This is a genomic window from Dechloromonas sp. A34 (assembly GCF_026261605.1).
Lineage (GTDB): Bacteria > Pseudomonadota > Gammaproteobacteria > Burkholderiales > Rhodocyclaceae > Azonexus.
Window position 1 is genome coordinate 1,510,299 of sequence record NZ_CP102486.1, and the last position, 25,993, is coordinate 1,536,291.

27 protein-coding genes and 1 pseudogene are annotated in these 25,993 nt (G+C 59.7%); 25 read left to right on the forward strand and 3 right to left on the reverse strand.

The window, feature by feature from the left end; translation table 11 throughout:
• Positions 1–15 precede the first annotated feature (15 nt).
• The 22 genes and pseudogenes from NQE15_RS07565 (at position 16) to NQE15_RS07680 (ending at position 22,790) form a co-directional block, all read left to right on the forward strand.
• A complete protein-coding gene (locus NQE15_RS07565; protein WP_265948097.1) occupies positions 16–516 on the forward strand; it encodes a chemotaxis protein CheW in 501 nt (166 codons plus the stop codon).
• 30 nt (positions 517–546) lie between these two features.
• Positions 547–3,243: a methyl-accepting chemotaxis protein gene (locus NQE15_RS23820; RefSeq protein WP_323054956.1), complete on the forward strand. Its 2,697-nt coding sequence runs from the start codon at positions 547–549 to the stop codon at positions 3,241–3,243.
• 30 nt (positions 3,244–3,273) lie between these two features.
• Positions 3,274–3,882: a PAS domain-containing protein gene (locus NQE15_RS07585; RefSeq protein WP_265948099.1), complete on the forward strand. Its 609-nt coding sequence runs from the start codon at positions 3,274–3,276 to the stop codon at positions 3,880–3,882.
• Between the two features lie 20 nt (positions 3,883–3,902).
• Positions 3,903–5,318 (forward strand): Cache 3/Cache 2 fusion domain-containing protein, encoded by a 1,416-nt coding sequence (locus NQE15_RS07590; protein ID WP_265948101.1) that lies wholly within the window; start codon positions 3,903–3,905, stop codon positions 5,316–5,318.
• A complete protein-coding gene (locus tag NQE15_RS07595) occupies positions 5,297–6,487 on the forward strand; it encodes a methyl-accepting chemotaxis protein (protein ID WP_265948103.1) in 1,191 nt (396 codons plus the stop codon). The genes NQE15_RS07590 and NQE15_RS07595 overlap by 22 nt, the downstream gene beginning before the upstream one ends.
• Positions 6,472–7,368, forward strand: coding sequence for a CheR family methyltransferase (locus tag NQE15_RS07600; RefSeq protein WP_265948105.1), 897 nt, complete (start codon positions 6,472–6,474; stop codon positions 7,366–7,368). Before NQE15_RS07595 ends, NQE15_RS07600 begins: the two co-directional genes overlap by 16 nt.
• Positions 7,369–7,377: 9 nt before the next feature.
• Positions 7,378–7,983 (forward strand): chemoreceptor glutamine deamidase CheD, encoded by a 606-nt coding sequence (gene cheD / locus NQE15_RS07605; protein ID WP_265948107.1) that lies wholly within the window; start codon positions 7,378–7,380, stop codon positions 7,981–7,983.
• 38 nt (positions 7,984–8,021) lie between these two features.
• Positions 8,022–9,082: pseudogene (locus NQE15_RS07610) on the forward strand (protein-glutamate methylesterase/protein-glutamine glutaminase).
• Between the two features lie 66 nt (positions 9,083–9,148).
• Complete coding sequence (locus NQE15_RS07615) at positions 9,149–9,466, forward strand: STAS domain-containing protein (protein WP_265948109.1); 318 nt, start codon at positions 9,149–9,151, stop codon at positions 9,464–9,466.
• Positions 9,467–9,620: 154 nt separating this feature from the next.
• Positions 9,621–10,589, forward strand: coding sequence for a chemotaxis protein (locus NQE15_RS07620; protein WP_265948111.1), 969 nt, complete (start codon positions 9,621–9,623; stop codon positions 10,587–10,589).
• A 16-nt stretch (positions 10,590–10,605) separates the two neighbouring features.
• Positions 10,606–11,544 carry a chemotaxis protein gene (locus NQE15_RS07625; protein WP_265948113.1) on the forward strand — a complete coding sequence of 313 codons (939 nt, stop codon included), beginning with the start codon at positions 10,606–10,608 and terminating at the stop codon, positions 11,542–11,544.
• 27 nt (positions 11,545–11,571) lie between these two features.
• Positions 11,572–11,967 (forward strand): chemotaxis response regulator CheY, encoded by a 396-nt coding sequence (gene cheY, locus NQE15_RS07630; protein WP_265948115.1) that lies wholly within the window; start codon positions 11,572–11,574, stop codon positions 11,965–11,967.
• A gap of 9 nt (positions 11,968–11,976) precedes the next feature.
• Positions 11,977–12,828 (forward strand): protein phosphatase CheZ, encoded by an 852-nt coding sequence (gene cheZ, locus NQE15_RS07635; RefSeq protein ID WP_265948117.1) that lies wholly within the window; start codon positions 11,977–11,979, stop codon positions 12,826–12,828.
• A 12-nt stretch (positions 12,829–12,840) separates the two neighbouring features.
• On the forward strand, positions 12,841–14,778 hold the full coding sequence (locus NQE15_RS07640) for a chemotaxis protein CheA (protein WP_265948119.1): 1,938 nt from the start codon (positions 12,841–12,843) through the stop codon (positions 14,776–14,778).
• A gap of 170 nt (positions 14,779–14,948) precedes the next feature.
• A complete protein-coding gene (gene flhB / locus NQE15_RS07645) occupies positions 14,949–16,091 on the forward strand; it encodes a flagellar biosynthesis protein FlhB (RefSeq protein ID WP_323054957.1) in 1,143 nt (380 codons plus the stop codon).
• On the forward strand, positions 16,092–18,176 hold the full coding sequence (flhA, locus tag NQE15_RS07650) for a flagellar biosynthesis protein FlhA (protein ID WP_265948121.1): 2,085 nt from the start codon (positions 16,092–16,094) through the stop codon (positions 18,174–18,176).
• Between the two features lie 469 nt (positions 18,177–18,645).
• A complete protein-coding gene (flhF, locus tag NQE15_RS07655; RefSeq protein WP_265948123.1) occupies positions 18,646–19,641 on the forward strand; it encodes a flagellar biosynthesis protein FlhF in 996 nt (331 codons plus the stop codon).
• Positions 19,634–20,524: a MinD/ParA family ATP-binding protein gene (locus tag NQE15_RS07660; RefSeq protein ID WP_265948124.1), complete on the forward strand. Its 891-nt coding sequence runs from the start codon at positions 19,634–19,636 to the stop codon at positions 20,522–20,524. The genes flhF and NQE15_RS07660 overlap by 8 nt, the downstream gene beginning before the upstream one ends.
• The gene (locus NQE15_RS07665; protein WP_265948125.1) at positions 20,524–21,276 is read left to right on the forward strand and encodes an RNA polymerase sigma factor FliA; all 753 of its coding nucleotides are present in this window, start codon (positions 20,524–20,526) and stop codon (positions 21,274–21,276) included. Before NQE15_RS07660 ends, NQE15_RS07665 begins: the two co-directional genes overlap by 1 nt.
• Positions 21,269–22,009, forward strand: a complete 741-nt coding sequence (locus tag NQE15_RS07670) for a flagellar motor protein (protein WP_265948127.1) — start codon at positions 21,269–21,271, stop codon at positions 22,007–22,009. Before NQE15_RS07665 ends, NQE15_RS07670 begins: the two co-directional genes overlap by 8 nt.
• Positions 22,009–22,308: a flagellar motor protein MotB gene (locus NQE15_RS07675; protein ID WP_265948129.1), complete on the forward strand. Its 300-nt coding sequence runs from the start codon at positions 22,009–22,011 to the stop codon at positions 22,306–22,308. The genes NQE15_RS07670 and NQE15_RS07675 overlap by 1 nt, the downstream gene beginning before the upstream one ends.
• Entirely contained in the window at positions 22,305–22,790 is a 486-nt protein-coding gene (locus NQE15_RS07680; protein ID WP_265948131.1) for an OmpA family protein, read from the forward strand. Before NQE15_RS07675 ends, NQE15_RS07680 begins: the two co-directional genes overlap by 4 nt.
• Before the next feature lie 12 nt (positions 22,791–22,802).
• Here the strand turns inward: NQE15_RS07680 and NQE15_RS07685 are convergent, their stop codons facing one another.
• Genes NQE15_RS07685 through flgA form a run of 3 tightly spaced genes read right to left on the reverse strand, consistent with a single transcriptional unit; the run spans position 22,803 to position 24,292 of the window.
• On the reverse strand, positions 22,803–23,267 hold the full coding sequence (locus NQE15_RS07685; protein WP_265948132.1) for a flagella synthesis protein FlgN: 465 nt from the start codon (positions 23,265–23,267) through the stop codon (positions 22,803–22,805).
• Positions 23,267–23,560 carry a flagellar biosynthesis anti-sigma factor FlgM gene (flgM, locus tag NQE15_RS07690; protein ID WP_265948134.1) on the reverse strand — a complete coding sequence of 98 codons (294 nt, stop codon included), beginning with the start codon at positions 23,558–23,560 and terminating at the stop codon, positions 23,267–23,269. Before flgM ends, NQE15_RS07685 begins: the two co-directional genes overlap by 1 nt.
• Positions 23,561–23,614: 54 nt before the next feature.
• Entirely contained in the window at positions 23,615–24,292 is a 678-nt protein-coding gene (gene flgA, locus NQE15_RS07695; protein ID WP_265948136.1) for a flagellar basal body P-ring formation chaperone FlgA, read from the reverse strand.
• A 157-nt stretch (positions 24,293–24,449) separates the two neighbouring features.
• On the opposite strand from flgA, the gene flgB reads away from it, so the two are divergent.
• Genes flgB through NQE15_RS07710 form a run of 3 tightly spaced genes read left to right on the forward strand, consistent with a single transcriptional unit; the run spans position 24,450 to position 25,986 of the window.
• The gene (gene flgB / locus NQE15_RS07700) at positions 24,450–24,860 is read left to right on the forward strand and encodes a flagellar basal body rod protein FlgB (protein ID WP_265948140.1); all 411 of its coding nucleotides are present in this window, start codon (positions 24,450–24,452) and stop codon (positions 24,858–24,860) included.
• 10 nt (positions 24,861–24,870) lie between these two features.
• Positions 24,871–25,284, forward strand: coding sequence for a flagellar basal body rod protein FlgC (flgC, locus tag NQE15_RS07705; protein WP_265948142.1), 414 nt, complete (start codon positions 24,871–24,873; stop codon positions 25,282–25,284).
• Between the two features lie 18 nt (positions 25,285–25,302).
• Positions 25,303–25,986 carry a flagellar hook assembly protein FlgD gene (locus tag NQE15_RS07710; RefSeq protein WP_265948144.1) on the forward strand — a complete coding sequence of 228 codons (684 nt, stop codon included), beginning with the start codon at positions 25,303–25,305 and terminating at the stop codon, positions 25,984–25,986.
• Positions 25,987–25,993 lie beyond the last annotated feature (7 nt).

The following is a 25,993-nucleotide window of genomic DNA, read 5'->3' on the forward strand; positions in this document are numbered from 1 at the left end:
AATGAGGAGCAAAAAATGGAAATGACGACACAGGGTAAGGCATTGGCCAGTGAGGGCGATCAGGTCGCCAGCGAATACTTGACGTTCACGCTGGGTGGCGAAGAGTATGCGATCGATATTCTCAAGGTGCAGGAGATTCGTGGCTACGAGCCACCGACCCTGATTGCCAACGCTCCGGCTTTCATCAAGGGAGTGATCAATCTGCGCGGGATCATCGTTCCGGTGGTCGACCTGCGCATCAAGTTCAATCTGGGCAAGATCGAATACACCCCCTTTACCGTGGTCGTCATTCTCAATGTCGCCGGGCGAGTGGTCGGGGCTGTTGTCGACGCCGTCACCGACGTTATTTCACTGACCCCGGCGCAGATTAGGCCGGCTCCGGATTTCTCCGGAAGCTTCGATACCAAGTACATCCTTGGCCTGGCCGCCCAGGACTCGCGCATGATGATCGTGACCGACATCGAACGCCTGATGACCAGCGCGGAGATGGAACTGATTGATTCAGCCAGCGAATAGTCGCTAGCAGCCTTAACCGGAAGACCTGAAATGTTAGATTTTCGGAACTACAAAATTGGTACCCGCCTGATTCTGACCACGGCCGGGGCGCTGGTCCTGGTGCTCCTTGTGGTCGCTATTGCCTTGTTCAGCCTGAACCAGATCGGTGACAAGGTCGAGCGGATCGTCAATGAAAACGCCGTGAATGCCGAGTTGGCGGTCGATATGCGCATGCGCAACCTGCTCATCGGCCAGCATGTGCGTACGGCGTTGGTGCAGGAAGAGATTGAACAGCAACTCGCAGAAAAGGCCCGAGTTGACGCCGATATGGCCAACTACCTCGCCGCTGAAAGACGGGTCGTCGAGAGCACCATTTCGCCGCGCGGCAAGGAAATCGTCGGTCGTATCCTGCCGGCCCGGCAGGCCGCGGAAGCGACGATCAAACAGCTTTTCGAGTTGATCAAGGCGGGCAATCATCCCGAGACCGAAAGGCTTTTTTTCGAGGATTTTCAGCCAAAACTCCAGGCCTGGTTTGATGCCGTCGGTGACTACGTCGAGCTTCAGCATGAGAACAGCAGTGCAGATCTCGCCGAAATAAGTGCCATCGAATCGAGCGTGCGAACCACCCTGCTGCTGCTGATGCTGGTCGCCGTGGCGGTGATGATTCCCTCCGGAGTCTGGGTGACCCGCCAGATAACCCGGCCATTGCAGGATGCCGTGAAGGTCGCCGAAGCAGTGGCGGCGGGCAACCTGGACAACCGGATCGATCGTTCCGGGGCGGACGAGTCGGCCCAACTGATGCTGGCCCTGGAGAAAATGCAGTCCGATCTCAAGCAGCGCACCGAGGCCGAGCACAAGGTCGCCGATGAGACGCTGCGCATCAAGGTGGCACTTGATTTCACCTCGACCAACGTCATGGTGGCGGACCCCGATGGCACCATTATCTACTGCAATGCCTCCATTCTCGGCATGATGCGCCGGGCTGAAGAGGACATCCGCACGGCGTTGCCCGGCTTCCGTGCCGATGCCATTCTCGATTCCGGTTTCGATCACTGCTACCAGACCCCGCTTCACCAGACCAGCCTGCTGGGGGAACTCCAACGCGCACAGCGGACCGAACTGAGCATCGGTGGCCGTCACTTCACCCTGGTTGCCAGCCCGATCGTCAATCAGGGCGGGGATCTTCTCGGTACGGTGGTCGAATGGCGTGACCGGACGTCAGAAGTCGAAATCGAGAGCGAAGTATCCGCAATCATCGATGCCGCGGTGGCTGGCGATTTCAATCGGCGCCTCGATGTCGCCAAGATGAGCGGATTTTTCAGACAAATTTCCACTGGCATCAACGAGTTGCTCGATGCCAATTCCCATGCCCTCAACGATGTTGGCGAGATGCTGGCGCGTCTCTCCCAAGGCAACCTGACGCAGAAGATCGACGCCAATTACCGCGGCATGCTCGGCAAGCTGCGCGACGATGCGAATGCGACGGTCGACCACCTAAAGGAAATTGTCTTCTCCATCAAAAGCGCCACCGAAGCGATCAGTACTGCGGCCAAGGAGATCGCGGCCGGCAACCAGGACCTCTCCGGACGGACGGAGGAGCAGGCCAGCAGCCTCGAAGAGACCGCTTCCAGCATGGAGCAGTTAACTGGCACCGTGAAGCAGAATGCCGACAGCTCGCGTCAGGCTTGCGACCTGGCAGGCAATGCCCAGCAGGTAGCGATCAAGGGCGGCGAAGTCGTCGGTCAGGTGGTGCAGACGATGAGCGCCATCCACCAGTCGAGTAGCCGGATTGCCGACATCATCGGCGTCATCGACGGCATCGCCTTCCAGACCAACATCCTGGCCTTGAATGCGGCGGTCGAAGCGGCGCGAGCCGGCGAACAGGGCCGTGGTTTTGCCGTGGTCGCCAGCGAGGTGCGCAATCTGGCGCAGCGCAGCGCGGCAGCCGCCAAGGAAATCAAGGGCTTGATCGAGGATTCGGTCAACAAGGTCGAGGTCGGCAACCGACTGGTCGACCAAGCAGGGCGGACCATGGCCGAGGTGGTATCGAGCATCCGGCGGGTGGCGACGATCATGACTGACATTTCTGATGCCAGCCGCGAACAGAGTGCCGGTATCGAGCAGGTGAGCCGGGCCGTCACCCAGATGGACGAGATGACCCAGCAGAATGCGGCGCTGGTCGAAGAGGCTGCTGCCGCAGCGGAAAGCCTGGAGGCGCAGGCGCGCGGCCTGGCCCGGAGCGTTGCGGTTTTTCGACTGCCGGGTGGCGTGCTGGTCGATCACCAGGAGAATCTGTCAGGTCTCGATATCGACGGCGCGATCCTGGCGCATGGCCGGTGGAAGCAGCGCCTGCTCGACTATGTGGCCGGTGGCGGTGAGTCGCTCGACCCAGCCGTCGTCGGCCGTGACGACCAATGTGCGCTCGGTTGCTGGATTCATGGCGATGGTCGCCAGTTGAGCGGAAGTATCCGCTATACCGAGCTCAAGGCCGAGCATGCAGGCTTCCATCGTAGTGCGGCGGAGGTCATTCGGGCGTATCTTGCGGGCGACGCCAGGGCAGCCCGGCAGCGGATTGCCGGTGAGTTTTCCGGGCGCTCGCAGCGCGTCATCGGCCTCCTCGAGGCCATCCGGCCTGGTGGAAAATCAGTGCTGGCGGCCAAGTTGGGGGTGCGCCCAGCGAAAAGACTGACGTCCGGCAACGTGCCTGCGCTCTCGGCGCCGCGCGATGACGAATGGTCCGAATTCTAATAATCAGGACACACTGACGGATTGCACACGATGCGAAATAACCAGCCGGCCAACCCTGTCGAAGTTGCTCTCGACGACCATGTCCTGGTCGTCTCGAAGACCGATCTCCTGGGGAACATTACGTATGTCAACCGGGACTTCGTCGAGATCAGCGGCTTTTCCGAGGCTGAGCTCCTGGGGCAGCCACACAGTGTCCTGCGCCATCCGGACATGCCGCTCGAGGTGTTCGAGGATATGTGGCGAGACCTGAAGGCGGGGCGGCCATGGGCGGGCATGATCAAGAACCGTTGCAAGAATGGCGATTACTATTGGGTGTGGAGCAACGCCACGCCGATCCGTGAAAGCGGGCAGGCCAGCGGCTATATATGGGTCCGCCGCAAAGCCTCCCCGCAGCAGATTCAGTGGGCAGAAGCCACCTATACTGCCTTCCGTGAAAAGCGTAGCGGCCGCAGCAAAATTCTGCATGGCGGGGTTGTCGCCGGCGGCTTGGCCGGGGCGATCAGGCAATGGCTCCTTAACGCCTCATCCTCACAGAAAATCGTGCTGGGAATGTTGGTGGGCTTGCTGCTGATCCTGGGGGGGCGGCCCGACTGCTCGGTGGCCATGTCGCGAATGCCCTGGATGTACAGGGTAGGCTGACGCTGAAACACGATATCGCCTTGATCCAGTCGATGGTGCAGACCAATCTTCATGGTCTGGCGCGGGAAGCGGTGCAGGTCAACCGCGGTTTCGAGATGAATTTTCCCGAAGGAATCACGCGCGAAGGCGATGATGAAGCACCAGTTCTGCGCCATGGCCACGGCGAAATCCTGAATGGGCAGTTCGACATTGTCGATCGATTTACAGCCAAGACCGGTGCGGTGGCCACGCTCTTCGTGCGCAAAGGGGCTGACTTGGTCCGGGTGGCGACCTCGCTCAAGAAAGAGAACGGCGAACGGGCGGTGGGCACCAGTTTGACCCGGGATCAACCAGCCTACGGCGCTCTGCTTTCCGGCAAGCCGTATATCGGTCAGGCTACTTTGTTCGGTCGTGCCTTCTATACCAGTTATACGCCGCTGCTCGCCCAGGATGGCCAAGTGCTTGGTGCCACCTTCATCGGGCTGGATATCTCGGCCGAGTTGGAGGCACTGAAGAAGGAAATCCGCTCCTTGAAGGTCGGCGATACCGGCTACTACTACGTGCTTGACGCGGCACCCGGCAAAAATTACGGGAATCTGATCGTTCATCCGGCCAAGGAGGGCAGCAACATTCTCGGGGCGAGAGATGTCGCAGGGCGCGAATTCATTCGCGAAATGCTGGAGCGCAAGGCGGGCGAGATGGTCTACCCATGGATGAATTCCGAACTGGGTGAGACCGTGCCACGCGAGAAAATCGTCGTCTTCGACACCCTGCCGGAAACACAATGGCTGATCGCCGGCGGCGCCTATCAGGATGAGTTTCATGGTTTGTCAGGCCAGATCGCACGTTATGTCCTGATTGGCGGCTTGTTCTTGGCCGCGATCTTGGTGGCGTTCGTGTACTGGCTGATTCGCAAGCTCTTCGTGCGGCCTTTGCAAGACAAGGTGATTCCGGTATTCCGCAGTCTTTCCGAGGGCCATTACGATAATTCGATCGATGTCATGGCCAACGACGAGGTCGGCCAGGTGCTGCAAGGGTTGCAGTCGATGCAGATCCAGCAGGGCTTCAATGTCGCCGAGAGCCAGCGAATTGCCAATGACAACCTGCGGATACGCAGCGCGCTCGACTGTGTTTCGGCCAATCTGCGGATTGCCGACGACGATGGCAAGGTGCTCTATGCCAACAAGGGCTTGCTCAACACGCTACGCCAGATCGAGCCGGAATTGCGCCAGCAACATCCGAACTTCTCGATCGACACCTTCATCGGTAGCAACATCGGCGCCTTCTATCCGGATCCGGAAGCCGCCCTTAAGGTCTTCCGCGAGATGCAGGGCACCCGCCAGTCCGAAATGAATATCGGCGGCCGGATCTACAACGTACTCACCAACCCTATCGTTAACGAGCGTGGGCAGCGTCTGGGTACCGTGGGGAATGGGTGGACCGGACGGCGGATCTGAATGCCCAGCGTTCCGTTGCCGAGTTGATCCGCCGCGCCTCGGCAGGCGATCTCGAGGCCCGGCTCGATACCACCGTACTCGAAGGTTTTTATCAGGAACTGGGCGTCGGCATCAATAGCCTTCTCGAAACCAGTGGCGCGGCGATCGGCGAGATCGCGGCCTTGCTTGAGCGCATCGCCGCCGGTGATCTGACGCAAACCATCAGCACGGAATATCAGGGTACCTTCGGCAAGCTCGGGAACGACGCCAATACTACGGTCGGCAAGTTACGCGATCTGGTCAGTGAAATTCAGCAGTCCGCTGAAACCATCAACACGGCGGCGCACGAAATCGCATCCGGCAATCAGGAACTGTCCAGCCGGACCGAGGAGCAGGCGGGCAGCCTCGAGGAAACGGCTTCCAGCATGGAGCAATTGACTGCAACGGTACGCCACAACGCCGACAATGCGCGCCAAGCCAATGCGTTGGCCGGCGAAGCCCGGCGGGTGGCCGAGCAGGGCGGCGAGGTCGTGGGGCAGGTGGTGCATACGATGAGTTCCATTCATCTGGCCAGCCGCAAGATCGCCGACATCATCGGGGTGATCGACGGCATCGCCTTTCAGACCAATATCCTGGCCCTCAATGCTGCCGTCGAGGCCGCCCGCGCCGGCGAGCAGGGGCGCGGCTTTGCCGTGGTCGCGACTGAAGTCCGTAATCTTGCCCAACGTAGCGCGCTGGCAGCCAAGGAAATCAAGGGGCTGATTGCCGATTCCGTCGACCGCGTCGAGGTCGGCAACCGCCTGGTCGATCAGGCGGGTAGAACGATGGAAGATGTCGTGGCAAGCATCACGCGGGTCGCCCATATCGTCACCGACATTTCTGAAGCCAGTCGCGAACAGAGTGCAGGGATCGAGCAGGTCAGCCTGGCGGTGACGCAGATGGATCAGGTGACGCAGCAGAATTCAGCGCTGGTTGAAGAGGCGGCTGCAGCTGCCGAGAGCCTTGAAGAGCAGGCCCGAAATCTGGCTGAGTTGATGACGGTATTCAAAGTTTCGGATGGACATGCGGATCGGCCGTGGCTTTCTGCCCCGGCGCAGGAGTCCGAGGCAGCAACGGCCAAGCGCCAACTTTCTGGTAAGGGGCCGACCACCTTGTCGACCTCGCTGGATGATGAATGGGAAGAGTTCTGAGTATGGTCAATTATTCCAAACCGGATTTTCCGGCCACCTTGTTGTCCCGGGAGTCCGGGGGGGCAAGGGAGTTCGTTTTTTCCACGGCTGATTTCGAGCGCGTGCGCAAACTGATCTATCAGCATGCTGGGATTTCCCTGTCGCCGGTCAAGCAGGACATGGTCTATTCCCGGCTGGCGCGTCGTCTGCGGGCGACCGGCAAGCACAGCTTTACCGAGTATCTCGATGCGCTGGAAAAGAACGGCGGCGATGAATGGGAGCGTTTCGTCAATTCGCTGACCACCAACCTGACGTCGTTCTTTCGCGAGCCCCACCACTTTCCCATATTCGCCGAGCACCTGCGCAAGATCGGTACCCGGCGTCCGATCCGGGTCTGGTGTTCCGCCGCGTCGACCGGCGAAGAACCCTATTCAATCGCGATTACGGTAGCCGAGACCTTCGGTACGCAAACCTCGCACGTCTCGATTATCGCTTCAGATCTCGATACCAATGTTCTGGAAACGGCGCGGCACGGGGTCTACCCGCTTGAGCGGGTCGAAAAGCTGTCGCCGGAACGCTTGCACCGATTCTTTCTGCGTGGGACCGGCAACCAGGAAGGCTATGTTTCGGTACGGCCCGAGTTGAAGTCAATGATCGAGTTCAAGCGGATTAATCTGCTCGACACCAGTTACACCGTCAAAGCGCCGCTCGACATCATCTTCTGTCGCAATGTGATGATCTATTTCGACAAGCCGACCCAGTACAAGATACTTTCCCGCTTCGCGCCGATGCTGCAGCCCGATGGCCTGATGCTGGCCGGTCATTCCGAAAGCTTTTTGCATGCAGCCGATCTTTTCAAGTCGCTGGGCAAGACAGTGTACGCGCTGGCCAAGGCCGGCTAAGGGAGCAGTGTGCGGCACGCCTACGACGAACATCTGGCCAGCAACCGGTATTACGACCGCAACTTCCTGTTGGATGCCGCGAAAATTCTGCCGGGCGAGTATTTTGTCTCGGACCAGGGCATGTTGTTGGTGACAGTTCTCGGCTCGTGCGTTGCCGCCTGCATCCGGGATACCGAGGCTGGCGTCGGCGGCATGAACCACTTCATGCTGCCCGACGATGGCGGTCGCGGGGCGGTCAGTGCGTCGGCCCGCTACGGCACCTACGCCATGGAGGTGCTGATCAACCATCTGCTCAAGCTGGGGGCGCGGCGCAACCGGCTGGAAGCCAAGGTGTTCGGCGGCGGAGCGGTGATGGCCACACTGTCGAGCAGCAATGTCGGGGTGCGCAATGCCGAGTTCGTCCTCGAGTATCTGAAGACCGAGAAAATTCCTGTGGTGGCCAAGGACTTGCTGGATTCATATCCGCGAAAAGTCTACTATTTCCCGGCCAACGGGCGGGTTTTGGTCAAGAAGCTGCACCGTGTACATAACGAGACTCTGTTCAGCCGCGAGCGCGACTACAAGGACCGTCTGGCGGGCAGCAAGGTGGAGGGCGATGTCGAACTGTTTGTTTGATGTGGGCGAACAACTAGAGTCGCGAGCTTGGCGAGATTATGACAAATAAAACACGAGTAATGGTCGTCGATGATTCGGCGCTGATGCGGGGTTGCTCTCCGAAATGATCAATAGCGCCACGGATCTCGAAGTGGTGGGAACTGCTCCGGATGCGGCGACGGCAAGGGAGATGATCAAGGCGTTGAACCCGGACGTGCTGACTCTCGATGTCCATATGCCGAAAATGGATGGCCTGGAGTTTCTCGACCGACTGATGCGTCTGCGACCGATGCCGGTGGTGATGGTTTCGTCATTTACTGAAGCCGGTTCGGATACCACACTGAAGGCGCTGGAGCTGGGTGCCGTTGATTTCATAGGGAAACCGCGCGCCGATGGTGCCAAGCGTATGGATGAATATACTGACGAACTGATCGACAAAATTCGCGCGGCCAAAGTGGCCCGCTTGCGGCGCCAGGCGATCAGTCGCTCCCCTCCGGGGCCAGCAGCAGTGCAGCCCGCTTTATCACCGCTGCCTGCGATGCGGAGTGCCAGCGGGAAAATCATCTTCGTCGGTGCGTCGACCGGCGGCACCGAAGCGATCAAGGATTTTCTGCTCGGCATTCCGGCCGATTGTCCGCCGATCCTCATCGTTCAGCATATGCCGGAGTCCTTCACCGCCTCGTTTGCGCGTCGCCTGGACGGCCTGTGTGCACCGCAGGTGCTCGAGGCCCAGGGCAATGAGAAGATCGAGCCGGGCAAAGTCTATCTCGCACCCGGCCACTCGCATTTGCAGATTCGTCGTGCGGCCGCGGGGTACGTGACCGAGTTGTTGGCGACCGAGCCGGTTAACCGCCATCGGCCATCGGTCGATGTTCTCTTCGATTCGGCGGCCAGTGTGGTGGGGCGACAGGCGATCGGCGTCATCCTGACCGGCATGGGCAAGGATGGCGCTCAAGGCATGTTGCGCATGCGGCAGGCAGGGGCCAAAACATTCGGGCAAGATGAGGCAAGCTGCGTGGTCTATGGCATGCCACGCGAGGCTTTTCTGGTGGGGGCGGTCGATGAGCAGGCGGCGCTGGACGATCTGGCGCGGCGAGTCCTGTTGGCGGCAACCAGATAGTGGCGAGGTTGGGTAGGTTCCCTATGGCTAAAGTATTAAACTAGGTCAAAGATCGAAATTCAGAGATTGGAAAATCGCATGCAAGCTAATGTCCTCAAGGAAGCCAACAAAACCGTGATCAAACTGAACGGCCGATTCGACTTCAATACGCATCGCGAGTTTCGGGCGGCTTACGAGCCATTGGTCAGCGATGCGGACACCCATGCGGTCATCGTTGATTTTTCCGGCGTTGACTATCTCGACAGTTCGGCGTTGGGCATGTTGTTGATGTTGCGCGATAAATTGGGCGGGGCCGGCAAGGAAGTGGCATTGACCGGGGTGCGCGGTAATGTCAAACAGGTACTTGATATTGCCAATTTTGGCAAGCTTTTCCCGATTTCCTGAGTTATTGGCTGACTTTGCGGTTGCCACGAATTGCCGCAGGCGCGCCATTCAGCGGCGTTGTGCGGTTTGTGGGCTGTTGAAAAACGTGTATTCTTGGCTTCGCTCGGTGCTATAACGAGAACAACAGGCCGAATGCGAATGCGAGGGGAATGAGATGTCTGAGTTGCTGAAGAATATTGATGCGCGTACCAAGCTTGCTGGAACCAACAAGCTGGAAATCCTGTTGTTTTTTCTTGGCGTGGATCAGCGAACCGGCCGTCGGGAAACATACGGCATCAATGTCTTCAAGGTCCGCGAGGTGATGCGGACGCCGGTGATTACCGCTGCGCCCGACATGCCGGCATCGGTCGAGGGGATGGTCAGCCTGCGCGGAGCGCTGGTGCCAGTGATTGATCTGGCCAAGTATTCGGGAATTTCCGCTGGAACGCCCCGGGAGATCATGATCGTCACCGAGTACAACGGCCATACCCAGGGCTTCCTTGTCGAGGGAGTCGACACCATCCTGCGTCTCGACTGGAGCAAGATGCGGGTTCCTCCTGAGATGTTGACGGCACAGACCGGCGGCTTGGTGACGGCGGTGACCGAGCTGGAAGATGGTCGCCTGGTGATGATGATGGACGTCGAGAAAGTGCTTTCCGAAACGACCAGCATCGACAACGAAATCATGTTTCGTGGCGTGGTTCCGCTGGATCGCCCGGACGCAACTGTTTTTTATTGTGACGATTCAAGTGTGGCGCGCAAACAGATCGAACGCACCCTGACTGTCATGGGGGTCAAGGGTGTCAGTGCTGTCAATGGTCGCAAGATGTGGGAAGAGATGGAAAAAGTCGCGACCTATGCCCAGTCCATCGGCAAGCTGCCGTCCGATATTATCAATCTGGTGCTGACGGATATCGAAATGCCGGAAATGGATGGCTACATCCTGACCAAACAAATCAAATCGGATCCACGGTTCAACGGGATTCCGGTCATCATGCATTCATCGCTTTCCGGGATGTCGAACCAGAAGCTAGGCCTTTCCGTCGGGGTCGATGAATATGTTCCCAAGTTCGAGCCGCAAAGACTGTCGGAAACCCTGGCACGTCGTCTTGGCGTGGAAAATGTGCCGGTCAAGGCTGCATAAGCAATAAGGGGGGGTCATGGATCTCGTCGAAAACAAGAATCTGCTCGATAGCGTCGATGCGCGTACCCGCCTGGCAGGCTCCAACAAAATGGAAATCCTGCTTTTTTCGCTGGGCACTCGCGAGATCTTCGGTATCAATGTGTTCAAGGTGCGTGAGGTTGGCCGGACGCCGCATATCACCAAGACGCCCAATATGCCGCGCGGCGTCGAGGGCTTGATTTCCCTGCGCGGAAACGTCATTCCAGTGCTTTCGCTTGCCCCTTTCATGCAGCTCGACGGCGTGCCGCCCGGCTTGGGCAAAACCATGATGGTGGCCGAGTATTCAAAGCGGACACTGGGGTTCCTGGTGCACGAGGTTGATCGCATCATTCGGGTGGACTGGGAGCGGGTCAAGGCGCCGGAAAGTGTCCTGTCCACGAATCAGGGGTTGATCACGGCCGTCATTGAGTTGGAAGGTGGCGGCCTGGTGTCCATTCTCGATGTCGAGCAGATTCTGGCCAACGCCTTTGGCGAAGCGATGATTGTCGACATCACGCCGGCGCGAGTCAGTCCGGATACCACCGTATTTTTTGTCGATGACTCGATCGTTGCCCGGCGCAAAATTGCCGAGGTTCTCGATAAACTCGGGGTGCGGCACAAGCATGCGACCAATGGCATGGAGGCCTGGACTCGTTTGCAGGGCATTGCCGCGCATGCGCTGCAGAGTGGAACCAATATCCGTGACGAGATTCGCCTGATCCTGGTCGACGCCGAAATGCCGGAAATGGATGGCTATGTGCTGACCAAGAATATCAAGCTGGATCCTCGCTTCGAGGGCGTGCCCGTCGTGATGCACTCTTCGCTCTCGTCGGAAGCCAATCGTGCCATGGGCAAGTCGGTGGGGGTGGATGCCTATGTTGCAAAATTTGATGCCGAGGCGCTGGCCGATACCTTGCGCCCGCTGATTGAACGATGAAAAGTAATAAAAACTTCGGAGTACCGCATGGCAGCTGATCCAAAAATGAGATTTCTGGTGGTGGATGATTTTTCCACCATGCGTCGCATTGTTCGCAATCTGCTCAAAGAACTTGGCTTCACCAATGTGGACGAAGCTGAGGACGGTGCCATCGCCCTCCAGAAACTGCAGGCCGGGGGTTTCGAGTTTGTCGTGACTGACTGGAATATGCCCAACATGGACGGTCTGACTTTGTTGCAGACCATCCGTGCAACGCCCAATCTTAAGCATTTGCCTGTCCTGATGATTACTGCCGAGGCCAAGAAGGAAAACATCATTGCCGCAGCCCAGGCCGGAGCCAGCGGCTATATCGTCAAGCCTTTCACGGCGGGAACCTTGTCGGAAAAACTCAACAAGATTTTCGAGAAAATGGGCCACGCCTAAGGTGGAATCATGACTGCAAATAACGATTCCAACGACCTCGAAGCCCTGTTCGACTCCATCGCAGCCGACTTTTCGCCGCCAGCGCCGACTCCCGTTGCTCCCAAGGCACCGGCCTCGGTCAGTGCTCCGTCGTCCGACGCCGATAGCGACGATTTACAGGCGCTGTTCGACAGCGTTGCGGCTGATGCGCAGGCTGCCACGGCGCAGGGCTCGGACGAGTCCGACACCGACTCGTCTACTGATGCCTGGCCACAGCAGGAAGTGGTGTTCAATCGTATCGGCCATATGGCCCGTGCGCTGCACGATACCCTCGGGCAGCTCGGGTACGACAAGGTGCTCGAAAAAACGGTATCGGCCCTGCCCGATGCCAAGGATCGCCTGGCCTATGTCGCCAACCTGACTGAGCAGGCAGCTTGCCGCGTGCTCAACGCCACCGATATTGCCAGTCCGCTGGTCGATGATATCGAAAACCGCTCGCGTGCACTCGGGGCTGGTTGGGACAAGGTATTTGCCAATCAAATGGGCCCGGAGGCATTCAAGCAATTGGCTACCGAAACCCGCGCCTTCCTGAATGAGCAGTTGCCGCAAAAGGCACAGGCCACGCACGCGCAACTGACCGAAATCATGATGGCGCAGGATTTTCAGGATCTGACTGGTCAGGTCATCAAGAAAATCGTTGCTTTGGCGCAGGAGCTGGAAGCTGGGCTGATGACCGTCCTCCTAGAGGTGGTGCCGGAAACCCGGCGGACCGACGAAGTGAATAGCCTGATGAATGGCCCGGTAGTGAATGCTGAAGGCCGCACCGACGTGGTGGTTAATCAGGAGCAGGTTGATGATTTGCTTGATAGCCTCGGTTTCTGAGGGGGAGCGAAAATGAGCGACTTTGCCGGAATGGAAGACCTACTGCAGGACTTTCTACAAGAGGCCTCCGATTTGCTGTCCGATGTGGACAACAAGCTGGTTGATCTTGAAAAGACGCCTGATGATCGCGGGCTGCTCAACGACATTTTTCGCGGGTTTCACACCGTCAAGGGAGGGGCCGGGTTTCTCAACGCCGCCGAACTCGTGACGCTGTGCCACCTCACCGAAAATCTGTTTGATCGCCTGCGCAATGGCGAATTGGAGCTGACTCCGGAGCTGATGGATATCATCATGGCGGCCACCAAAGGGGTGCGCGACATGTTTGGCGAGTTAGGCCAGATGGTGCTGCCGCAACCGGCGGATCCACAGGTTATCGCGGCGCTGAAGGGAGTTTTGAGCGGCGAGCCGCCGGCTGCTGTGGCGACTCCGGATTTGGGGGAGGGCGAGCCCGTTGCTTCGGTAGCGCAGGCGGCCACTGTGGCCTCGGGGGAGCCCGACTGGAATGTTTTGCACGCTACCTTGACTGGGGTCTCTACTGCTGCGGCGCAGGGCGAATTGATCACCAAGGCGGAAACCGAGACGCAGCAGGCCGTTGCGACAACGCTGGCGACGACGGCTGAGGGGGCAGCGGCCGCGGTTGCTGCCCAAGCGGGGGCGCCGTCGGCTTTTGGTCGGCGGGCAACTGACCGGCCGGGCGGGCAGCCCACCACGGCACGGCGCGCTGAAGAGCGCGGGGTCCGGGAAAACACAATACGGGTTGATACTTCACGCCTTGATCAGGTTTTGAACCTGTCGGGGGAAATTGGCCTGACCAAGAATCGACTGACCAGCTTGCGGGCCGATATCCTGGCCGGCAAGAACGATTCGGAAACGCTGCATGCACTCGATCAGGCGGTCAGCCAGCTCGACCTGCTGGTGTCCGATCTGCAGAATTCGGTAATGAAGACGCGGATGCAGCCGATTGGCCGGCTGTTCCAGAAATACCCGCGGATCGCTCGCGATCTGGCACGCCAGTTGGGCAAGGACGTTGAATTGGTGCTGGCTGGCGAGGAAACCGAAGTCGACAAGACGATGATCGAGGATCTCGCCGATCCGCTGATTCACCTGATTCGCAATGCAGTCGATCATGGTGTCGAAATGCCGCTCGAACGGCAGGCGGCAGGTAAGCCCCAGAAGAGCCTGGTGCGGTTGGAGGCGCGTCAGGAGGGGGATCATATCGTCCTGATCATTGCCGACGACGGCAAGGGTATGAGTGCCGAGCGCATCCGGGCTAAGGCGGTCGAGAAGGGTCTGATTTCCGAAGAGGAGGCCAATACTCTCGACGAACGGCAAAGTCTGAATTTGATTTTCCTGCCAGGGTTCTCGACCAAATCCCAGATTTCCGACGTTTCCGGGCGCGGAGTCGGGATGGATGTCGTCAAAACCAACATCCAGAAGCTCAACGGCTCGATCGAAATTCGCTCGGAGCCGGGCAAGGGATCGATCTTCATCATTTCCCTGCCGTTGACCCTGGCCATTCTGCCGGTGCTGCTGGTCCTGCTCGGCGATCAACCGTTCGCGTTGCCGCTGTCGCTGGTCCGGGAAATCCTGCCGATCGAGCAAAGCCGGATCCAGGAGGTCGGGGGTAAGGAGACCCTGGTCGTCCGCGGCGAGGTTTTGCCGGCCATCTCGCTGGCACGTATGCTGGGCTGGCCGCTGACGCAATATCCTGAATACGGCGTCTTCATGCAAACGGCCGAGCGCAGCTTCATTCTCGGCGTCGACAGCTTCGCTGGACGCGACGATGCGGTGATCAAGTCGCTTGAAGATTTCCGGCCGAAGGGAGTGGCGGGGGTGACCACGCTGTCGAACGGTCAGATTGTGTTGATTCTGGACATGAAAGAATTGCTGGCTGATCTCGGGCAGCATCCGGACATGGCTGCTGGTTTGCGGGCGCTCGACTTCGCCTGATTCCCGTTTTAGGTCAACGAGTTGAGAGGGGGCTTGCCCCCTCTTTTCTTTTTTGCAGGTTTACCATGTTGTCATGCGCTTGCAGCTGGCATCTGAGAAACCGGCTAAATAAACACACGTACCTCTTTAATTTTTCTAGTTTTTTCCTATAATAGCCTCATCGATACCTGATGACGGCTATGGCGGAAGAGAGCGACCTCGAGAAAACAGAAGAGCCTACTGGCCGCCGCCTAGAGCAGGCGCGCGAGAAGGGTCAGGTCCCCCATTCCCGCGAACTAGGTACTTTCCTGGTCCTGATCTCGGCCGGTGCCGCGTTCTGGATGATGGGCAGTTGGTTCATGCAGCGTTCCATGGCTATCACGCGCAAGGCCTTGTCGATTGAGCCCGAATTCATGCGCGAACCTTCTCTGATGTTGCCGCGCCTGGTGGAGATTTCCGGCGACGCCCTGCTTGCCTTCTCGCCCTTTTTTGCCTTGCTGCTCCTTGCCGCGGTGCTGCCGCCATTTTTCCTGAACGCCTTCGTGTTTTCAACGCAGGCGCTGACCCCCGATTTGAAGCGCCTGAATCCGCTGGCCGGCATCGGCCGGATGTTCTCCTGGGGAAGCCTGATGGAATTGGGCAAGGCGGTCCTCAAGGCCAGCCTGGTGGGTGGCGTTGCCATCCTGCTGATCTGGAAGGAGCGCGACGAGATCTTCGGCCTGCTGGCTGAGCCGCTCGAAGCCGGATTGGCGCATGCCGGGCAGCTGGTGACATTTTCTTTTCTGATGCTGGTCGCGACGCTGATCCTCGTTGTTGCAGCCGACGTGCCTTTCCAGCTCTGGCAGTACTTCGACAAGCTGAAAATGACCAAGGAAGAGGTCAAGCAGGAAATGAAGGAAATGATGGGCGACCCGCAGCTCAAGGGACGCATCCGTAGCCTGCAGATGCAGGCCGCCCGTAAGCGCATGATGGCGGCGGTGCCGCAGGCCGACGTGATCGTCACCAACCCGACGCACTATGCCGTGGCGCTGTCCTACAAGGCCGGAATGTCGGCACCCAAGGTGGTGGCCAAGGGAATGGGCGCGATTGCCCTGAAGATCCGAGAAGTCGGGATGGCGAACGCCGTACCGATCATGGAAGCGCCACCGCTGGCGCGGGCGCTGCACAAGCATGCCGACCTCGACCGCGAAATACCCGGCGCCCTCTATAACGCAGTTGCCGAAGTACTCGCCTACATCTATCAGCTGGCCAACTGGCGGCAGGCGGGCGGGGCCTATCCGACGCCCCCGCGTGAGTTGCCCGTGCCGCTAGAACTTGTGCCGGAGGCCGCATAAATGGCCGCCTCCTCACTCAGCATGCAGGGCATCCTCGGGCGTCTGACCGGCACGCAGATTGCTGCACCGGTACTGATCCTGATGATCCTGTCGATGATGGTCCTGCCCTTGCCGGCCTTCGTCCTGGATTTGTTTTTCACCTTCAACATCGCCATCTCGGTGCTCGTGCTGCTGGTCGCCGTCAATACTCAGAAAACTCTCGATTTCTCGGTGTTTCCCACCGTCTTGCTGGTGACGACCCTGATGCGGCTGTCGCTCAATGTCGCCTCGACCCGAGTCGTGATGCTCGAAGGCCACACCGGTCCGGATGCCGCCGGCAAAGTGATCGAGGCCTTCGGTCACTTCCTGGTCGGGGGTAATTTTGCGGTCGGGATCATCGTTTTCATAATTCTCGTCGTGATCAACTTCGTCGTGATCACCAAGGGTGCCGGGCGGGTTGCCGAAGTCGCCGCCCGCTTCACCCTCGATGCCATGCCCGGCAAGCAGATGGCCATCGATGCCGACCTCAATGCCGGGCTGATCGGTGAAGAGGACGCTCGTCGCCGTCGTTCCGAGATTTCCCGCGAAGCCGAGTTCTTTGGCTCGATGGATGGTGCTTCGAAGTTCGTGCGTGGCGACGCGATCGCCGGCATCGTCATCATGTTGCTCAATGTTGTCGGCGGCTTGATCGTCGGGGTCCTTCAGCACGACATGGCGATAGCCCAGGCCGCCAAGAACTACACCTTGCTGACCATTGGCGATGGCTTGGTGGCGCAGATCCCCGGCCTGATCATTTCGATTGCCGCCGGCATGGTCGTCACCCGGGTCTCCGATGATCGCGATATCGGCCAGCAGGTGGTGAGCCAGATGTTCGGCAACAGCAAGGCGATTGCCATTACCGCCGCGATCGTCGGCACCCTCGGTCTGATCCCGGGTATGCCGAACCTGGTCTTCCTGCTCCTGGCGTCGACCTTGGGCTGGCTGGCCTGGACGATGGCGAAGGCCGAACGGACGATCGTCGAAACACCGGTCAAAGTCGCGCCGGCACCGATGCAGGAAGCGGTCGAGGCCAGCTGGAGCGATGTCGCACCGCTCGATGTGCTTGGTCTGGAAGTGGGCTATCGCCTGATTCCACTGGTCGACAAGTCGCAGGATGGCGAGTTGCTGCGGCGTATCCGTGGGATTCGCAAGAAATTTGCCCAGGAAGTTGGCTTCCTGGTGTCGCCGGTCCATATCCGCGACAACCTCGAATTGAAGCCGAATGCCTACCGCATCCTGCTCAAGGGGGTCGAAGTCGGCACCGGCGAGGCTTTTGCCGGTCAGTTCCTGGCCATCAACCCGGGACGCGTTGCCGGAACGCTCAACGGTGCAGCGACCAAGGACCCGGCCTTCGGCCTGCCGGCGGTGTGGATCGATGCCGCCCAGCGCGAGCAGGCCCAGGCCTATGGCTACACTGTGGTCGATGCCTCGACTGTGGTCGCCACCCATCTCAATCACCTGATCCTGACGCACGCCGCCGAATTGCTGGGACGTCAGGAAGTGCAGCAACTGCTTGATCACCTGGCCAAGGACATGCCCAAGCTGGTCGAAGATCTGGTGCCCAAGGTGCTGCCCCTGGGCACGCTGCAAAAAGTTTTGCAGAACCTGCTCGACGAGGGCGTCCATATCCGTGATATGCGTACCGTCATCGAGACGGTGGCCGATCACGCCACACGTACCCAGAATGCCGACGAACTCACGACCCAGGTCCGCAATGCATTGGGCCGGGCGATTGTCCAGCAGATCTTCCCGGGTAATGCCGAAATGCAGGTCATGTCGCTCGATCCCACCCTGGAACGGCTGCTGGCTCAAGCCGTCAGCGGCGGATCGGATAACACCAGTTTCGAGCCCGGGCTGGCGGATACGCTGGTCCGCGAGACTGCGGCGGCGGCCCAACGACAGGAAGGCCTGGGGCTGCCCGCCGTCCTGCTCGTTCCGGCCAGCCTGCGCCTGCTGCTTTCCCGTTTCCTGCGCCGCACCGTGCCGCAACTGAAGGTGCTGGCCCATAACGAAGTTCCAGAAAATCGAATTATCAAGGTGACCTCGGTTATCGGAGGTAGAACATGAACGTCAGAAAATTCATCGCCGCCAATGCAAGGGACGCCTTGAGAAAAGTGAAGGAGACGCTCGGCAACGACGCGATCATCCTTTCCAATCGTGGCATTCCCGGAGGGGTCGAGATCATGGCGGTGGCCGCCCGTGACATGGCCATGATCGTGCCGACCCAGGTTGCTGATTCAGCCGCCGCCGAACGTCGTCCGTCGCCGCTGGAAGTCGAAGACGACTACCGGGTTTCGCTGAGTAGCGCTCGCGCCCAGGCCGCCCAGCCGATTCAGCGGCACGCCATCCCGCACACGGTGGTTACCCCGCAGCCCCGCCCGCCGATTCAACCGGCACCGGTGCCCGCCGCCCGCCCGCAGGGGTCGGTCAATGCCGGCATTCCGCGTACCGGATCGCTGCGCAACCTCGAGACGGCGCGTCCGCAGCAATCAACCGGCACCATGCCGCCCGCTGCCAATCCCGCCCGGCCACGCGCATGCAGGCTCCGGCCAGCCCGCCGCCGCGCCGGACCGAGGCCGATGTCGTGCCGATGGAAGTCATGGAAGAAATCCGTTCCCTGCGCAAGATGGTCGAACAGCATCTGGCCGGTTTTGCCTGGGGCGAGGCCTCGCGTTCGGAACCCGTGAAAACCGATGTCCTGCGGCAGATGCTGGATGCCGGGTTTTCGCCACAGTTCTCACGCGACCTGCTGACCGATCTGCCGGTCGAAATGGATGCTGTCCAGGCCATGGCCTGGGTCAAGGGAGCGGCCGACCGCGCCTTGTTCACCATCGGCAACGAGGGTGACATCGTCGATCGCGGTGGCGTCTATGCTCTGGTCGGTCCGACCGGGGTCGGCAAGACGACGACGACCGCCAAGCTGGCGGCGCGCTGCGTCCTGCGCCATGGTCCGAGCAAGGTCGCGTTGGTGACAACTGACGGTTACCGGATTGGTGCCCACGAACAATTGCGCATCTACGGCCGGATCCTGGGGGTTTCGGTCTATCTGGTGAAGGACGCAGTCGAACTGCGCCAAACCCTGAAAGAGCTGCAGCACAAGCACATGGTCCTGATCGACACGATGGGCATGAGCCAGAAGGACAAGCTGGTGCCGGAACTCACCGACATGCTGGCCGGTTGCGATGTGCAGCGCCTGTTGTTGCTCTCGTCCACCTCGCGCGGTGATACGCTTGACGACGTTGTGCGTGCCTATGAAGGTGACAATCTGGCCGGCTGTATCCTAACCAAGATCGACGAGGCGGCTACCCTGGCAACGCCGCTCGACGTCATCATGCGCCACGGCCTGAAGCTACATTACGTTTCCAACGGTCAGCGCGTCCCGGAAGACCTGCATCTGCCCAATCGCGGCTACCTGATGCACCGTGCCTTCAAGGATGTGCCGGAAAGCTCTCCGCACAAGCATACCGGTGTCGAGCCTGCGCTGATGATGGCCAATGCCGGCATGGTTTCGGTCGGAGGTCGTCGTGGCTGACTTCCGCGTTGACCAGGCGGCCGGACTGCGCCGCCTGCTCGGAGGTGGTCAGCAGTTGCAGGTGGTGACCTTCGTCGCCGGTTGCGAGGGGGTCGGGCGCAGCGTCGCGGTCGCCAACCTCGGTGTCGCACTGGCGCGTCTCGGCAAAGAGGTGCTGATCATCGACGAGCATGCCTCGCGCGACGACATTGCCTCATCGTTCGGCTTGGTTTCCCGCTACGACCTGCTCAATGTGGTGCAGCGCGAATTGGCCCTGTCGCAGGTTCTGCTTCAGCCGATGCAAGGCCTGCGCGTGCTGCCGGCCGCCAAGGCAGTTCGCAAACTGGGCCGTCTCTCCTTGCCGCAGCAGCAGACCCTGCTCGATGCGATGTCCGGTCTGGAGCGCCCGATCGACATCATTCTGGTCGATGCCTGCATGGCCCACCCCAACGGCTTCTCGCCTTTCGGTCTGGCCTCGCAGGAGGCCGTGGTCGTGCTGTCCGGCAATAGCGCCTCGATCACCGAGGCCTATTCGCTGATCAAGAAAGTCAGTCACGCCTTTGCGCGCAAGCACTTCCGCATTTTGGTGAACAAGGTGCGCAGTCAGCCGGATGCCCGTTCGATCTACGAAAATATCGCTCAGGTCGCAGCGCAGCGTGGTATCGCCCGTCTTGACTATGCTGGCGCCATTCCTCTCGACGAGTCCCTGCGTCAGTCCTTCCAGCTCGGTCGCCCGGTTCTGATCCAGGCGCCCGATTCCGCATCGGCCGCCGCCTTCCGCGATATCGCCTCCGATCTGCTCTACTGGCAGCGTGGCGAAGGCGAGACCGGCGGGGTCGAACATTTCATGCAGCAACTGCTACACTTGAGCCAACGCATAACCCCGAACGTACTACGAGCCTGATGTATACCGCTGCCGGGCAGCCAGACAGGGACCAGTTGGTTCAGCGCTTCGTACCGCTGGTGAAACGTATCGCCTATCATTTGATGGCGCGCCTGCCGGCAAGCGTACAGCTCGATGATCTGGTCCAGAACGGCATGATGGGCCTGCTCGATGCCATGGACCGTTATCAGGAAGGCTTCGGGGCGCAGTTTGAGACCTATGCTACCCAGCGCGTGCGGGGTGCCATGCTCGATGGCCTGCGGGAGAACGACTGGTTGCCGCGCAATCTGCGTCGCGAACTGCGTCGTATCGAAGGGGCGATCAACCAACTGGAGCACGAGCACGGCCGCGCCCCGTCGGAGCGCGAGCTCGCCGACGCCTTGGGCATGTCGCTGGCGGATTACCAGAAGACCCTCCAGGATGCGCGCGGCCATCAACTGGTCTACTTCGAAGATTTTGCCGGCGAAGGTGATGACGACTTTCTCGAGCGCCATTTCACCGACAACAAAGCCGATCCGGCCAATATTCTCGAAGACCGTAATCTCCGGGAGATGTTGGTAAAAGCCATCGGCCAGCTTCCGGACCGGGAAAAAATGATGATGGCGCTCTACTACGAACAGGATCTCAATCTGCGCGAAATCGGCGAGATCATGGAGGTCACCGAATCCCGGATCTGCCAGTTGCATAGTCAGGCGATCGCCCGCCTGCGTAGTCAGGTTCTTGGCGAACTGCCGGCGGTGAAGAAGCGGAGTAAGGAGAAGAAGCTTGGATAAGATCAGTCTGGCCGGCCTTGCTCTAGGCCTGATCGCCATCCTGGGCGGCCAGATTCTCGAGGGCGGGCATGTCGGCTCACTGGTTCAGCCAACCGCACTGCTCATCGTTCTCGGCGGGACCTTGGGTGCCGTCCTGTTGCAAAGCCCATTCCACGTCTTCAAGCGTGGTGTCTTAATGGCGAAATGGGTCTGGGTGCCGCCGGTCATCGAGCAAAAGCGGATGATCGACCAAATCCTGACCTGGAGCCAGCAGTCCCGTCGCGAAGGGCTGCTCGCCCTGGAGAACTACATTCCCGGCATCAAGGATGAATTCACTCGGAAAGGCTTGCAGCTCCTGGTCGACGGCGCCGATCCGGAGCGCATTCGGGAGCTCATGGAAGTTGAGATCGGCACTTTTGAAGACGAGTGGCGGCAGTCGGCAAAAATTTGGGATTCCGCCGGCGGGTATTCGCCGACGATCGGGATTCTGGGCGCGGTCATGGGGCTGATCCACGTCATGGAGAACCTTTCCGATCCGACCAAACTGGGGGCGGGCATTGCCGTGGCTTTCGTGGCGACCATTTATGGCGTCGGTCTTGCCAACCTCATCTACCTGCCGATCGCCGGCAAACTCAAGTATTACATTTCGCGGATGGTAGCCTCCCGTGAAATGCTGATCGATGGCCTGGTCGGCATCGCCCTGGGGGACAATCCGCGGATCATCGAGGGCCGCCTCAGGGGTTATCTGCTCTAATGGCCCGTCGCCGTCGCGAGGAAGAGCACGAAAACCACGAGCGCTGGCTGGTTTCCTACGCCGATTTCATTACATTGTTGTTTGCCTTCTTCGTCGTCATGTACGCCATTTCGTCGGTCAACGAGGGCAAGTACAAGGTGCTCTCCAATTCGCTGTCCAATGCGTTCACCAATACCACCGCCCAACCCGGCGGGCAGCCCATTGCCACCATTCAGGGGCGCCGCCGATTCCGCCGCGGCCGATTGCCAAGCCCGACAAATTGCCTGATCAGAAGAAGGTCGAGCAGCGCAAAAAAATGAAAAATATCGCCAGCGAGATCATGAATGCCTTGCAACCGCTGGTCGCCCAAGGCAAGGTGCGCCTGCTCGAAACCAGCCGCGGCGTGACCATCGAAATCAACGACAGCATCCTGTTTCAGCCTGGGCAGGCCAAGCTCCAGTCCGCGTCGGTCGGTGCGATGCTGGCGATCGCCCAGGTTCTGGCGGTTTCAGATTTTCCGATCACCATCGAGGGGCACACTGACAACATTCCGATCGCGACACCGCAGTTCCCCTCGAACTGGGAATTGTCGGCGATGCGGGCGACTACCGTACTTCGTCTGTTCAATGATGGGGGGGTTGGCGCCGAACGCCTGACGGCAATCGGCTACGGCGAAACGCGGCCGTTGGAAACCAATACGACCGTGGAAGGTCGGGCGCGCAATCGCCGGGTGAGTGTCCTGATCGATTCGAATCGGCCAGAGGAGCCGACCGAAATCGGGGGCATCGCGCCGCCGGGTTAAGCCGCTAGGCCCTCAGGCCGAGTCGACAATGCTGCTCCCGCTACTCGGCGCGGCCTGGCCATCACTGCCGTAGAGCAAATGTTGCGGGGGCTGGCGCGTCAGGATGCTCAGTGCTTCCTTGGTCTGTTGCAGGTGCATGTCCACCAGGCTGGCGTTTATTTGATGTAGTTCCTTGGCCTCGCTCGCCAGGGCGAGCAACTCCGTCCACCGGGCGGCAACCACGTGCTCGGCCGGATGCTCGGCCAACCAGCGCGTCATGGCGGCACGGGTGTTGTCGTCGCCGCTGCCACCCAGCGCCGAGCGCCGTTCGTCTTCCAGGGCGTTGAGTTGGATGACCAGTTCCGCCTTGGCGGCTCCGGTCTCCGGCAGGGCGGAAGCGTCGCCCTGCTTGAGCGCTTCTTGCTCGTTCTTCAGGAGCGCCACAAAGCGCGAAATCAGTTCAACTTCCCGCTTGGTAATCGCTGCAACTGTCGTCATCAGGCTTGGCGATTGCCGCTGATATTCACCAGGTCGCGCGCCGACTCGATCAGGCGGTCAGCGATGGCTTCCGGATTGATCTTGAAGCGACCTTCCGAAATGGCCTGCTTGATTTCCTGAATGCGCGCCGAGTTGATCGGCGGTTTCTCGCTCCCCTGCAGGCTGCCGGCCAGTTGACTCAGACTGACCGCTTCCGCCGTCGTCGCGGCCGGGGCTGGCTGGGCGGCGGGCGCCTTGGGGGCCAGGCTCGGGGTCGTTGGCTTGTATGAACTGTCGATCTTCATGATGGTCATCTCAAAACTTTAGGGCTTGAACTGATTATCGGCTGCAACGGGAGAAACTTTAATCTAATAAGATATTTCAACGCTGCCATCGGCGCGGGCCATACCGCTGACGGTTTGGCCGGAGTTAAGCCGGATTTGTGCCATCTGGCCTTCGGCAGCGTTGTTCATTGCCTTGCCTTCGCCGCTTACGGCAAATCCCGGACCTTTCGAGATGACGCGAACCGACTGCCCCTGACGAACAACCAGGGGGGCGAGCAACTGATCGCTGCGCAGCGGCTGGCCGGCGCCCAGTGAATTGCGCAGGACCTTGCCGATGGCGTTCTGCGGGTCTGTCACGACTCCGGTTGGCAGGCTGGACATGTCGCCGGAGAGCGTTGCCAGATCGGTCTCTTGAACGGACTGGCCGGCAGACAGCGCGCGCGCGGTCGTGACGTAATTGCCGGTGACGGCAATTTGTACCGGCACCAGGACATTCCAGATATTCGGCCCGAGGCAGCGGACGCCGACATGGGTCTTGCCACTCAGGCGAGCCCCCGGTGGCAGATAGGCTTCGTGGGCGGAACAGGCCGGGAGTCGGCTGAGATTGAGACTGCCCATGGTGATCTTCACTTTGCCGGGGAGGCCTTGCGTTTGCAGGCGAACAAAGCGCTCGGCGGTGTCGAGCACGATATCCGCTTCGGCCGCCAGGGTTGGTGCGGCAAGGATGGCGATAAGGATGATCAGGAGATTGCGAGGCAGCATCCGGCTATTTTGCCTGATCGATGAATGTCGTGGGGGCTTCGTCCGGCAAGTTTTGCCGAGCCGGAGCCTCTGGGTTTGCCGAAAATCGCCGGCAAACCCAGACAATTGGCTGTGGCATGGACTGTGCTTTTATTCCATCGAATCTTTGGAGCGAATGATGGCAAGCCTTGAACAGCACGTTTCCGTATTAAGCCAGGCCCTGAATCTGCGGACCCAGCGCCATCAGGTGCTGGCCTCCAATATCGCCAATGCCGATACCCCGCATTTCAAAGCGCGCGATTTCGACTTCGAGGCCGCCATGCAGCAGGCGATGAGTGGTCGAAAAGGCGTCGGCGAGGTCAATCTGGCGACCACCTCGGCCGGGCACCTCCAGGGTAGTGGCAACAGCGGTCCGGCCATCCTCAAGTTCCGGACGGAAACCCAGTCGGCGGTCGATGGTAATACGGTGGACATGGATGTCGAGCGGACCCAGATCACTGAGAACGCCATGCAGTACCAGATTCTTACCCAACTGATCAGCGATAAGTTCCGCGGCGTACGCAGCGCGCTCGCCTCGACCAATAGCTAAGGAGCCATGAATGAGCCTGTTCAACGTCTTCCAGGTTTCATCCAGCGCCATGACGGCGCAGTCGATGCGCCTCAACACCGTGGCTTCCAACCTGGCCAACGCGGACAGCATCGTTTCGTCCGACGGCAAGCCGTACCGCTCGAAACAGGTCGTCTTTGAGGCGACGCCGATGGGCAATGCCGGCGAGATGTCGAAAGGCGTCCGCGTCCGGCAGATCGTCGAGGACGCGGCCCCTCCCCGGATGGTCTATGACCCAAAGAATCCGGCGGCCGACGAAAAAGGTTACGTCGCCTTTTCTAATGTCAATGTGGTCGAGGAAATGACCAACATGATTTCCGCCTCGCGTTCGTACCAGACCAACGTCGAGGTCATGAATACCGCCAAGACCATGATGCTGCGAACCTTGCAGATCGGCCAGGGCTGAACTTAACCGGAGGCAATGATGGCCAATGTAAACAATACGGCAGCAACCAGTTCAGCGGATCTGTTCGCGGCAATCGGTGGCGGCAGCAGCACCAAGTCCACCACCAGTACCACGGCCGACATGGAGAACCGCTTCCTGACCTTGCTGATGACCCAGATCAAGAATCAGGACCCGCTCAATCCCCTCGACAACGCCCAGGTGACGACCCAACTGGCACAACTGAATACGGTCAACGGCATCGAGAAGCTGAATTCGACCTTGAGCACGCTGCTCGACGGCTATAACGAAGCCCAGGCTATGCAGGCGGCCGGCATCATCGGCAAAAATGTGATGGTGGCCGGCAATAATTTGCCGCTGGCCGGCGGTCAGGCGGTTGGTGGCGCTTCGCTCGAGAGTAAGGCGGACAAGGTTACGCTGACCATCAAGGATGCCAGCGGCAAGCTGGTCCAGACTGAGGAACTGGGCGCCAAGGATGCAGGCACCTTCTACTTCGGTTGGGATGGCAAGGATACCGCTGGCAATGTGATGAAGGACGGCAATTACACCTTCACGGTCGAGGCAACGGCGGCCGGCAAGAAAGTGAACGCCTCGGCCATGCAGATTGGCACGGTTTCTGCTGTTGTTAGAAGCAGTAACGGATTCCTCCTTGATCTGGGCGCGTTTGGCGATGTCGCCTTCAAGGATGTGCAGCAAATTCTCTGAATGGAGT